The 10,484-nt window shown below is 72.0% G+C and carries 11 protein-coding genes and 1 riboswitch; of the genes, 9 read left to right on the top strand and 2 right to left on the bottom strand.

Translation table 11 applies throughout. From position 1 onward, the window contains the following. Window positions 1–29 precede the first annotated feature (29 nt). A riboswitch (cobalamin riboswitch) is annotated at window positions 30–155 on the top strand. A 122-nt stretch (window positions 156–277) separates the two neighbouring features. The 7 genes from ACFU6K_RS18400 (at window position 278) to ACFU6K_RS18370 (ending at window position 5,989) form a co-directional block, all read left to right on the top strand. Next, complete coding sequence (locus ACFU6K_RS18400) at window positions 278–1,357, top strand: FecCD family ABC transporter permease (protein WP_380664231.1); 1,080 nt, start codon at window positions 278–280, stop codon at window positions 1,355–1,357. Continuing rightward, window positions 1,354–2,172 carry an ABC transporter ATP-binding protein gene (locus ACFU6K_RS18395; protein ID WP_380664229.1) on the top strand — a complete coding sequence of 273 codons (819 nt, stop codon included), beginning with the start codon at window positions 1,354–1,356 and terminating at the stop codon, window positions 2,170–2,172. The genes ACFU6K_RS18400 and ACFU6K_RS18395 overlap by 4 nt, the downstream gene beginning before the upstream one ends. A gap of 16 nt (window positions 2,173–2,188) precedes the next feature. Next, window positions 2,189–3,181 (top strand): ABC transporter substrate-binding protein, encoded by a 993-nt coding sequence (locus ACFU6K_RS18390; protein WP_380664227.1) that lies wholly within the window; start codon window positions 2,189–2,191, stop codon window positions 3,179–3,181. Window positions 3,182–3,271: 90 nt separating this feature from the next. Next, window positions 3,272–3,655 carry a nuclear transport factor 2 family protein gene (locus ACFU6K_RS18385; RefSeq protein ID WP_380664225.1) on the top strand — a complete coding sequence of 128 codons (384 nt, stop codon included), beginning with the start codon at window positions 3,272–3,274 and terminating at the stop codon, window positions 3,653–3,655. Window positions 3,656–3,665: 10 nt separating this feature from the next. Further along, on the top strand, window positions 3,666–4,142 hold the full coding sequence (locus ACFU6K_RS18380) for a GNAT family N-acetyltransferase (protein WP_380664223.1): 477 nt from the start codon (window positions 3,666–3,668) through the stop codon (window positions 4,140–4,142). A 188-nt stretch (window positions 4,143–4,330) separates the two neighbouring features. Beyond that, window positions 4,331–4,741 carry an anti-sigma regulatory factor gene (locus ACFU6K_RS18375; RefSeq protein WP_380664220.1) on the top strand — a complete coding sequence of 137 codons (411 nt, stop codon included), beginning with the start codon at window positions 4,331–4,333 and terminating at the stop codon, window positions 4,739–4,741. 180 nt (window positions 4,742–4,921) lie between these two features. Further along, a complete protein-coding gene (locus ACFU6K_RS18370) occupies window positions 4,922–5,989 on the top strand; it encodes an RNA polymerase sigma factor SigF (protein WP_380664218.1) in 1,068 nt (355 codons plus the stop codon). A 67-nt stretch (window positions 5,990–6,056) separates the two neighbouring features. Here ACFU6K_RS18370 and ACFU6K_RS18365 read toward each other — a convergent pair whose 3' ends face one another. Then, the gene (locus ACFU6K_RS18365; RefSeq protein ID WP_049649428.1) at window positions 6,057–6,485 is read right to left on the bottom strand and encodes a hypothetical protein; all 429 of its coding nucleotides are present in this window, start codon (window positions 6,483–6,485) and stop codon (window positions 6,057–6,059) included. Window positions 6,486–6,535: 50 nt separating this feature from the next. Between ACFU6K_RS18365 and ACFU6K_RS18360 the strand changes: the two genes are divergently transcribed. Both ACFU6K_RS18360 and ACFU6K_RS18355 read left to right on the top strand, forming a co-directional pair. Next, complete coding sequence (locus tag ACFU6K_RS18360) at window positions 6,536–7,507, top strand: diacylglycerol/lipid kinase family protein (RefSeq protein ID WP_380664216.1); 972 nt, start codon at window positions 6,536–6,538, stop codon at window positions 7,505–7,507. Between the two features lie 368 nt (window positions 7,508–7,875). After that, complete coding sequence (locus ACFU6K_RS18355; protein WP_014138019.1) at window positions 7,876–8,127, top strand: WhiB family transcriptional regulator; 252 nt, start codon at window positions 7,876–7,878, stop codon at window positions 8,125–8,127. 464 nt (window positions 8,128–8,591) lie between these two features. Here ACFU6K_RS18355 and ACFU6K_RS18350 read toward each other — a convergent pair whose 3' ends face one another. Further along, window positions 8,592–10,112 carry a sensor histidine kinase gene (locus tag ACFU6K_RS18350; protein ID WP_380664214.1) on the bottom strand — a complete coding sequence of 507 codons (1,521 nt, stop codon included), beginning with the start codon at window positions 10,110–10,112 and terminating at the stop codon, window positions 8,592–8,594. Window positions 10,113–10,484 lie beyond the last annotated feature (372 nt).

Raw genomic sequence — 10,484 nt, 5'->3', positions numbered from 1 at the left:
GTCGTGCGTTCACGTCCGACCCGCCCCGGTAAGGGTTGCCTGCCCTGAGTGGCTGTTATGCTGCCAGGGCGTCCGAGGGGGAAGTCCGGTGCGAATCCGGCGCTGACCCGCAACGGTGAGCACGGCCCGTACCCGCCCGTACGGCCGCGCCAGCCCGATCGCCCTCGGCCGCCGACCTCCCGACAACTCGCCGTGGACTGCGAGGGGAACGGCGCCCCGGCACGCCTCCGGCCCGCGCCCGCCCCGGCGCGCTCCCGGCCCGAGGCAAGGCGCACCCGTGAACCGCGCACCCGTCAACCGTGCAGTCGGCCCGCCCGCTCGTCGCATACCCGTCGTCCCGCTCGCCGCCGGACTCGCCGCCGCCCTGCTGCTCTCCCTGGTCTGCGGGGTCGCCCTCGGCTCCTCCGGGCTCGGCCTGCCCCGGGTGCTGCGGCTCCTGGGCGCCGGGCTGACGGGCGGCCGGCTGGACGCGGACGAGGCGGCCGCGTACGCGATCGTCTGGGAGATCCGGCTGCCGCGCACCGTGCTGGCCGCCGTGGTCGGCGCCGGGCTGGCCGCCTGCGGGGTCGCCGTCCAGGCCCTGGTACGCAACGCGCTGGCGGACCCCTTCGTGCTCGGCATCTCCTCCGGCGCGGCCGTCGGCGCCAACGCCGTCCTGCTGTTCGGCGTCTTCGCCTCGCTCGGGGTGTGGGCGATCTCCGTCTCCGCCTTCGGCTCCGCGCTGGCCGCCATGACCCTGGTCTACCTCACCGCCCGCACCGCGTACGGGCTCACCCCGCTGCGGCTGGTGCTCACCGGCACCGCCCTGTCCTACGGCTTCTCCGCCACCACCACCCTGATGGTCTTCGCCGCCGACCGCGGCGAGGCCGCCCGGGACGCCATGATGTGGCTGCTCGGCAGCCTCGGCGGCGCCACCTGGGGCAAGGTGCCGATCGCGGCCGTCACCGTACTGGCCGGGCTCGCCTACCTGGTCTGCGCCGCCGGGCGGCTGGACGCGCTCGCGATGGGCGACGAGACCTCCGCCTCGCTCGGCGTGGACCCGGACCGGCTGCGCCGCGAGCTGTTCGTGGTGACCGCCGCCGTCACCGGCACCGTGGTCGCGGTCAGCGGGGCGATCGGCTTCGTCGGGCTGCTGGTGCCGCACCTGGCGCGGATGCTGGTCGGCGCCGGGCACCGCCGGGTGCTGGTGGTCGCGCCGCTCGCCGGGGCGCTGCTGCTGGTCTGGGTGGACATCGCCTCGCGCACCCTGCTGACACCCGCCGAACTGCCCGTCGGGGTGTTCACCGCGGTGCTCGGCGTGCCCGCCTTCCTGGTGATGATGCGCCGCCGCGGCCAGGCCCTCGGAGGTGCCCGATGACCGACACGACCGTGACCGCCGGTACGGCGGCCGGACCGGTGCGCGCCCAGGACCTCGCCGTCGACGGCGTCTCGGTGGAGCTGGCCGGCACCCGGCTGGTCCACGAGGTGAGCCTGGCGGCCGCCGCCGGGCAGGTGGTCGGCCTGATCGGCCCCAACGGCAGCGGCAAGTCGACCCTGCTGCGCTGCGTCTACCGGGTGCTGAAGCCGGCCGGCGGCGTGGTCCGGCTGGCCGGCGACGACCTGCACGCCCTCACCGCCCGCGAGAGCGCCCGCCGGGTGGCCGCGCTGGCCCAGGAGCACTCCGCCGAGTTCGACTTCACCGTCGCCGAGGTGGTCGCCATGGGCCGGCTGCCGCACCGCCGCGGCTTCGGCGGCCCCGCCGACGGGGACGAGCGGCGCTGCGCCGAGGCGCTGCGCAGGGTCCGGGCCGGGCACCTCGCCGAGCGGGGCTTCCTGAGCCTGTCCGGGGGCGAGAAGCAGCGGGTGCTGTTCGCCCGCGCGCTGGTCCAGGAGCCGCGTCTGCTGGTGCTGGACGAACCCACCAACCACCTCGACATCGCGCACCAGTTGGAGGTGCTGGCACTCGCCCGCGAGGCCGGTCCGACGGTGCTCACCGCGCTGCACGACCTCAACCTGGCGGCGGGCCACTGCGACCTGCTGTACGTGCTGCGGGACGGCCGGATCGTCGCCTCCGGGCCGCCCGGCGAGGTGCTCCGACCCGCCCTGCTGGCCGAGGTGTTCGGCGTCCGGGGCACCCCGGTGCGCCACCCGGAGACCGGCGCCCTCCAGCTGCTGTTCGACCGTCTCCCCTGACCCCGAAGGAACTCCCGTGCGCACCAAGGCCGTTGCCGCCACCGCCCTGCTCACTCTCGGACTCGTCGGCTGCGGCGCCGAGATCGCCCCGAAGGAGGCCACCGCCTCCTCCGCCCACTACCCGGTGACGGTGGACAACTGCGGGGAGAAGCTCACCTTCGCGCAGAAGCCCGCCCGGGCGGTGACCTACGACGTCGGCATCACCGAACTGATGCTCTCGCTCGGCCTCGCCGACCGGATGGCCGGCTACGTGATGCCCGACGACAAGGGGAAGGTCGACCAGGTCGCCTGGAAGGACGGCTACCAGCAGACGAAGTGGCTCTCCCAGCAGCGGATCACCAAGGAGATCGCGCTGGACGCCAAGGCCGACCTGGTCTTCGCCGGCTGGCACTACGGCTTCGACGAGGGCAGCGGCGTCACCCCGCAGGCCTTCAGGGCGCTCGGCGTCGACTCGTACGTGCTCAGCGAGTCCTGCCGCAGCGGCAAGGGCACCGAGCGCGGCGTGATGGACCCGCTGGAGGCGCTCTACACCGACCTGGCCAACCTCGGCGAGATCTTCGACGTCAAGGACCGCTCCGACCGGCTGATCGCGGACTTCAAGGCGCGGATCGCCGCCGTCCCGCAGCCCGAGCGCCGCCCGTCCGTCTTCCTGTACGACAGCGGGCAGGACAAGCCGTACACCGCCGGGAAGTTCGCCGCCGCCAGCGAGATCATCGCCAAGGCCGGCGGGACCAACATCATGGGCGACCTCGCCGACAGCTGGTTCACGGCCGGCTGGGAGAACGTGGTGCGGCGCGACCCCGAGGTGATCGTGATCAACAACTACGGCGGCACCGGTGCCGAGGAGAAGCGGAAGTTCCTCATGTCCTTCCCGCCGCTGGCGAACGTCGCCGCGGTCAGGAACGACCGGATCTTCGTCCTGGACTACGTCGACCTGGTGGAGAGCCCGCGCAACCCGGCCGCGATCAGCGCGCTGGCCGCCTACCTGCGCACCGTGCCGGCCCCCTGACCGGCCCGGATCCCGCTCCTCCGGGTCCGGGCGGCCGCGGGCGTACGCTCAAGGTACGAGCCGACGGACCCCGACCGGAGGAGCGAGATCATGACCACCACGGCGGCCCCCGCCGCCTTCGACACCCGCGCACTGCGCGAGGGCATCGAGCGCCGCGACGCCGAGGCCCTCCTGGCGCTCTACGCGGAGGACGCCGAACTGCGCATGGTCGATCACAAGACCCAGCCCAGCCACCCCCTGGTGATGCACGGGCGGGAGGAGATCGGCGCCATGCTGGACGACGTCTACAGCCGCGAGATGACCCACAAACTGGAACAGGTGGTCGTCCAGGACGACCACGTCGCCTTCCTGGAGTCCTGCCGGTACCCGGACGGCGTCCGGGTACTGATGTCCTCGATGGCCGGTCTGCGGGACGGCCGGATCGTCGACCAGACCTCCGTCCAGGCCTGGGACGAGACCGGTCCCGAGCAGTAGGCTCACGGACATGATCCGCACCGCCGTCGCCACCGACGTCCCCGTCGTCCACGCCATGATCCGCGAACTCGCGGAGTACGAGAAGGCCCTGCACGAGGCGAAGGCCACCGAGGAGCAGCTGCACGAGGCCCTGTTCGGCGAGAACCCGGCCCTGTTCGGGCTGATCGCCGAGGACGACGCCACCGGTGAACCGGTCGGCTTCGCGGTCTGGTTCCGCAACTTCTCGACCTGGCGCGGCACCCACGGGATCTACCTGGAGGACCTGTACGTCCGCCCGGAGGCGCGCGGCGGCGGCCACGGCAAGGCGCTGCTGCTGGAACTCGCCCGGATCGCCGTCGAGCGCGGCTACTCCCGGGTCGAGTGGTCGGTCCTGGACTGGAACCAGCCCTCGATCGACTTCTACAAGTCGATCGGCGCGGTGTCGATGGACGAGTGGACGGTGTTCCGGCTCACCGACGAGGCGCTGGCCGCCGCCGGACGGCGCTGAACGGCCCCCGGGAGTCCGGGGAAAGGGTCTGCCACCCTGCGTCGCAATGCCTTACCATGAGTAACTCCCGAACCGGGGTGCGGAAGGCAGAGCGATGGCGGATCCGCGGCGCCGGGCCCCCTTCGGGGGTAGCAAGCGGTAACAAGCGGGGTACCAAGAAAGCACAGCGCGCCACCCAGGAGGCAAGGGTGTCCCAGATCGACGGCGATCTCGGCGTTCAGGACTTCGTGGAGGTCCGGCTGCCCGCAGCCGGGGCCTACCTCTCCGTCCTGCGAACAGCGACGGCCGGGTTGGCGGCCCGGTTGGACTTCACGCTCGACGAGATCGAGGACCTGCGGATCGCGGTCGACGAGGCCTGCGCCATCCTGCTCCAGCAGGCGGTGCCCGGCTCCGTACTGTCCTGCGAGTTCCGGCTGGTCGGCGACTCGTTGAAGGTCACCGTCTCCGCCCCGACCACCGACGGCAAGGCCCCCGAACGGGACACCTTCGCCTGGACGGTGCTCTCCGCCCTGGCCGGCGAGGTCGACTCCTCGGTCGCCGAGGACAAGACCGTGTCGATCAGCCTGCACAAGAAGCGCGGCGGATCCCCCTCCCACTAGTCGGGCGCCGGACCGCACCGCACGACCGAGCAGCACCGAGCAGCACCCGCGCAAGGGCCGTCCGCCGCTCCCCCGCTCCGGGGACCGACGGACGGCTCCCGGTACCGCCACCCACGCGGTACGACCAACGAGACGATTCCGGGGCCACCGGCCCCGGTGCTCCCGGAACGGAACGGGGGAATGGCCGTGAGTGATCTGGACCGTACCGGCCTCGCGACGGCGGGACCTGCCGTACCGACCCAGGCGAGCGTTCCCGGCCTCGCCGCCAACGACGAAGCGCACCCGAAGGACGCCCAGCGGATGAGCCACCCCACCGAGCCGACGTCCGAGCCGACGCCTGCCTCCGCGCCCCCGCCGGACCCGGTGGACGAGACGGCCCCGGCCGTCGGGGCGGAACCGGCGGACGCGGCCGACCCCGCCGTCGAGGCCGGGTCGGCGGTCGAGGCCGAGCCGCACGTCGCCCTGCCCGCCCAGGGCTCGCACCGCAGCGGCGCCCCGGACCGGGAGGCCGCCCGCGCGCTGTTCGTCCGGCTGTCCGCACTGCCCGAGGGCTCCCCGGAGCGGGTCGAGCTGCGCAACCAGCTGGTGCGGATGCACATCCCGCTGGTCGAGCACCTGGCCCGGCGCTTCCGCAACCGGGGCGAGCCGCTGGACGACCTGACCCAGGTCGCCACCATCGGCCTGATCAAGTCGGTGGACCGCTTCGACCACGAGCGCGGGGTCGAGTTCTCCACCTACGCGACGCCGACCATCGTCGGGGAGATCAAGCGGCACTTCCGCGACAAGGGCTGGGCGGTGCGCGTCCCGCGCCGGCTCCAGGAGCTGCGGCTGTCGCTCACCACGGCGACCAGCGAGCTCTCCCAGCGGCACGGCCGCTCCCCCACGGTGCACGAGCTGGCCGAGCACCTGGGGATCTCCGAGGAGGACGTCCTGGAGGGCCTGGAGTCCGCCAACGCGTACTCCACGCTGTCCCTGGACGTGCCGGACAGCGACGACGAGTCGCCGGCCGTCGCGGACACCCTGGGCGCGACCGACGAGGCGCTGGAGGGCGTCGAGTACCGCGAGTCGCTCAAGCCGCTGCTGGCCCAACTGCCGCCCCGGGAGCAGAAGATCCTGGTGCTGCGGTTCTTCCGGAACATGACCCAGTCGCAGATCGCCGCCGAGGTGGGGATCTCCCAGATGCACGTGTCCCGGCTGCTCGCCCGGACCTTGGCCCAGCTGCGGGAGAAGCTCCTGGTGGAGGAGTAGGACTGACGCCCCTTCAGTCTCCCGGCTTGAGGCTCCCCGGTTTCAAGCCCCCGGCGGCCCTGTACCCCTAGTCCTCGGACGGGGCGTACAGGGCCGCCGTCGACTTCGGGTTCAGCAGGCAGCCGATGCCCACCAGGCCGAGCGCCCCGACCAGCACGCCGACCGCGATCATCGCGCCGCCGCTCTCGGCCATGTAGTAGCCGACCGGCAGGCAGATCGAGTTGGTCAGCACCGCCGGACTGCGGCCCCAGCGGCGCTCCTTGAGCAGGGCGCGGGCGGCCAGCACCGGCAGCACCCCGAGCAGCACGATGACCGCTCCGCCGAACTCGTTCAGGGCCAGCTGCTTGGACTGGCCGGACAGCGCGGCCACCATGTCCCAGACGCCGACGACGGCCAGCGCGGCGCCCGCCAGGGCCGTGATGGCGGCGCCCAGGGTCAGGGAGGCCGGGCGGCCGGATCCGGCCGAGGGTACGGGTGCGGAGGTTTCTGCGGTCACTCCAGCAGGGTAGCCGCCGGTTGCTCCGTACCGACCCGTAGGCTTTCCCCATGCGCGCTCTCCTGGTCGTGAACCACAAGGCCACCACCACCAGTGGCCGGACCAGGGACGTCCTGATCCACGCCCTGCGCAGCGATCTCAAGCTGGAGGTCGCCGAGACCCGTTACCGGGGCCACGCGCGCGACCTGGCCCGCGAGGCGGCGGAGGACGGCACGGTCGACCTGGTGGTGGCGCTGGGCGGGGACGGCACCGTCAACGAGGTGGTGAACGGGCTGCTGGCGCACGGCCCGGGCGAGAAGGTCCCGCGACTGGCCGTGGTGCCGGGCGGTTCGACCAATGTGTTCGCCCGCGCGCTGGGCCTGCCCAACGACCCGGTGGAGGCCACCGGCGCCCTGCTGGACGCGCTGGAGCACGGCCGGGAGCGGCCGATCGGGCTGGGCAAGGCGATGACCGACGGGCTGCCGGACCGCTGGTTCACCTTCACCGCCGGCCTCGGCTTCGACGCCGGGGTGGTCGGCCGGGTCGAGGAGCAGCGCCGGGCCGGGCGCAAGTCCACCCACGCCCTGTACGTCGGCCAGGCCCTCCGGCACTACTTCACCCAGCGTGAGCAGCGCCGTTCCGGCCCGATCTCCCTGGAGCTGCCGGGCCACGAGCGGGTTCCGGGCCTGGTGCTGTCGATAGTCAGCAACACCTCTCCCTGGACGTTCCTCGGGAACCGTCCGGTCTACCCCTCACCGCTCGCCTCCTTCGACACGAACCTGGACGTCTTCGGCATCACCCGGATGACGGCGTTCGGCACGGCTCGAACGGTCCGTCAGATCCTGCGGTCGTACACGACTTCGAGTGACGGCACCCCTCCCAGTGGGCCCTCCGGGAAGCACGTCGTCTCCTATCACGACGTCAGACACTTCACCTTGGTTTCGGAGGAACCGGCGCCGTTCCAGGTCGACGGGGACCATCTTGGAGACAGGAGTCGCGTCAGTTTCACAGGCGTACGGCGGGCACTGCGTGTGATTGTGTGACTGGAAGGGGGGTTCCTCCTTCTTCTCGAACGCACAAGCCCCCTTCACTCCATAGAAGTACTGGCTGTGAGCTAGGCGACACCGAAGAATCCAAAATTCCTCCCCGAAGGGGGTTGTATCCGAGCCCGAGGTTTGCGAACCTCTACATGGCGATCGGGACACATCGCAGCGACGGCAACTCCGGAACCACAGGAGCGCCGACCGCGGGGCGTCCCTCGAATCGCCGAATCCCCCCAGCACAGACCACCCGGGCCCGACGGGCCTTTGGTCTCTTTTGCTGTTGCGGGATTCGTGAAAGCGTTCACATTCACAAGCCATTCGATTATGCCGATCGGGCCACCCCCCGCGGCAGGAGGAGTTGGACGACCATGGACTGGCGCCACCGCGCTGTCTGCCGCGAAGAGGACCCCGAGCTGTTCTTCCCGATCGGGAACACCGGTCCTGCTCTGCTGCAGATCGAGGAAGCCAAGGCCGTGTGCCGCCGCTGTCCGGTGATGGAGCAGTGCCTCCAGTGGGCGCTCGAGACCGGTCAGGACGCCGGCGTCTGGGGCGGCATGAGCGAGGACGAGCGCCGCGCGATGAAGCGCCGTGCAGCCCGCAACCGCGCCCGCACCGCCTGATCGCCCGGCGATCACACGCCGTAGCACCAGCAGTGACCGCAGTACCGATCGACACATGATCAAAGGCTTCCCTGCACCTCCTGGTGAAGCCTTCCGCACCAAGGACCTCGCCCAGCCAGGTCCCGCGACACCGGACCCGCCCAAGCACTTGATACTGTTCACTTAGAGCAATATCGTGGAGCTGTGGCGCTCACCGTGTGCAACGCACCGGCGAGGTGTCGCACCACCCAGAGCCCCCGCTCCGGCCGACTCCCCCCGACGGCCGGAACGGGTTGAGAGGCCCTGTCGACCCACCCCCCCGGTCGACAGGGCCTCGTTTCTGTTTCCGCACTCCGGCGTGCGGGTGCGCGTACCCGGCGCTTCCGCCGGACGCACGCCCCCTCCGCGCACCTACACGCATCCCCGTGCGACGGTTTCCCGGCGGCCGCGACCGCGGTGGACGGGGGCCTCGGCGGACCGGGACCTCAGCGGACGGGGATCTCCAGGATCACCTTCGTACCGCCGTTCGGGCCGGCCACCATGTCGAAGGTGCCGCCCAGTTCGCCGGTGGCCAGCGTCCGGACGATCTGCAGCCCGAGGTTGCCCGCCGTCTTCGGGTCGAAGCCCTCCGGCATGCCGCGGCCGTCGTCCTGCACCGTGATCAGCAGGTACTCCTCCGGCCGGGCGCCGCCGTTCCAGCTGTCCGACCAGCCCTTGCCGGTCGCCGGGGCCCGCCCGCGCAGCGCGCTGACCTCCAGGTTCCCGGAGGCGGTCGGACCGAACGCGTGCTCCAGGGCGTTCTGGAGCAGTTCGGTCAGCACCATCGACAGCGGGGTGGCCACCTCGGCGGAGAGGATCCCGAAGCTGCCGGTGCGGCGGGTCGCCACCCGGCCGTCCTGGGTCAGCTCCATCGCCATCGCCAGCACCCGGTCGGCGATCTCGTCGAAGGCCACCTGCTCGTCCAGCGCCTGGGAGAGCGTCTCGTGCACGATCGCGATCGAGCCGACCCGGCGCACCGCCTCGTCCAGCGCGGCCCGGGCAGACTCCGACTCCATCCGGCGGGACTGGAGCCGCAGCAGGGCCGCGACGGTCTGCAGGTTGTTCTTCACCCGGTGGTGGATCTCCCGGATGGTGGCGTCCTTGGTCATCAGCTCGCGGTCGCGGCGGCGCAGCTCGGTCACGTCCCGGCAGAGCACCAGCGAACCGGTCAGGGTGCCCTTGGGCTTGAGCGGGATCGCCCGCAGGGTCACCACTCCCCCCTGCGCCTCCACCTCGGTCTGCCGGGGCGCCCAGCCGCTCGCCAGCTTCACCAGCGCCTCGTGGACGGCCGAGCGGGACGGCGGGGCGAGGTCGGCGGTGGCCCGGCCGAGGTGGCTGCCGACCAGGTCGGTGGTGAGGCCGAGGCGGTGGTACGCGGAGAGGGCGTTGGGGCTGGCGTAGGTGACCACGCCGTCCGCGTCCAGCCGGATCAGGCCGTCGCCGACCCGGGGGGCCGCGTCCATGTCGGCCTGCTCGACACCGGGGAAGGGGAAGGAGCCGGCCGCGATCATCTGGGCCAGGTCGGAGGCGCTCTGGAGGTAGGTGAGCTCCAGCCGGCTCGGGGTGCGGACGGTCAGCAGGTTGGTGTTGCGGGCGATCACGCCCAGCACCTTGCCCTCGCGCCGGACCGGGATCGACTCGACCCGGACCGGGACCTCCTCGCGCCACTCCGGGTCGCCCTCGCGCACGATCCGGCCCTCGTCGAAGGCGGCGTCCAGCAGCGGGCGGCGGCCGCGCGGGACGAGGTGGCCGACCATGTCGTCCTGGTAGGAGGTGGGCCCGGTGTTGGGCCGCATCTGCGCCACCGAGACGTAGCGGATGCCGTCCCAGGTGGGGATCCACAGCACCAGGTCGGCGAAGGAGAGGTCGGAGAGCAGCTGCCACTCCGAGACCAGGTGGTGGAGCCATTCCACATCGGCCCCGGTGAGGGTGGTGTGGCGGCGGACGAGTTCGTTCAGCGAGGGCACATGGCGAGGGTAGCGCCGCCGGTCCGGGCGGGGCGCGCCAGGCCTCCCGCCGGGCCCGGACGCCTCCCGAGTTGTTTAGACCAATTTTCCGAGAGGCCTGGACAACCGAGATTGGTCTAGTCCACAATGGAAGGGCACCAAGGAGAGGCCCCCGCGCAACTGCCCTGACCGCGCGCGGCCCCTCCTCGGTCGGACGCCGCAGATCGAGGACCCCGCACAGTTCTCGATCCCACCTGGCGCCCGACGACAGCTCCGGGCTGCGGTGCCGCATGGGTTGAGGGTCCCGTGTCGGCGCCGTGGCCCGTAGTGTTTTCCACCCCCGGAACCATGTCTCCGCCGCTCAACGAGCCGGCCCCGGTCCACAGCCTGTGG

The sequence above is a fragment of the Kitasatospora sp. NPDC057512 genome (genome assembly GCF_042802135.1).
Taxonomy (GTDB): domain Bacteria; phylum Actinomycetota; class Actinomycetes; order Streptomycetales; family Streptomycetaceae; genus Kitasatospora.
This window is presented reverse-complemented; position numbering and strand designations above follow the sequence as displayed.

Bases quoted from the DNA above. Each gene is read 5' to 3' on its own strand.
- ACFU6K_RS18380 (WP_380664223.1), top strand. From the start codon at position 3,666: ATGATCCGCACCGCCGTCGCCACCGACGTCCCCGTCGTCCACGCCATG.
- ACFU6K_RS18360 (WP_380664216.1), top strand. From the start codon at position 6,536: ATGCGCGCTCTCCTGGTCGTGAACCACAAGGCCACCACCACCAGTGGC.
- ACFU6K_RS18355 (WP_014138019.1), top strand. From the start codon at position 7,876: ATGGACTGGCGCCACCGCGCTGTCTGCCGCGAAGAGGACCCCGAGCTG.
- ACFU6K_RS18395 (WP_380664229.1), top strand. From the start codon at position 1,354: ATGACCGACACGACCGTGACCGCCGGTACGGCGGCCGGACCGGTGCGC.
- ACFU6K_RS18385 (WP_380664225.1), top strand. From the start codon at position 3,272: ATGACCACCACGGCGGCCCCCGCCGCCTTCGACACCCGCGCACTGCGC.
- ACFU6K_RS18370 (WP_380664218.1), top strand. From the start codon at position 4,922: ATGGCCGTGAGTGATCTGGACCGTACCGGCCTCGCGACGGCGGGACCT.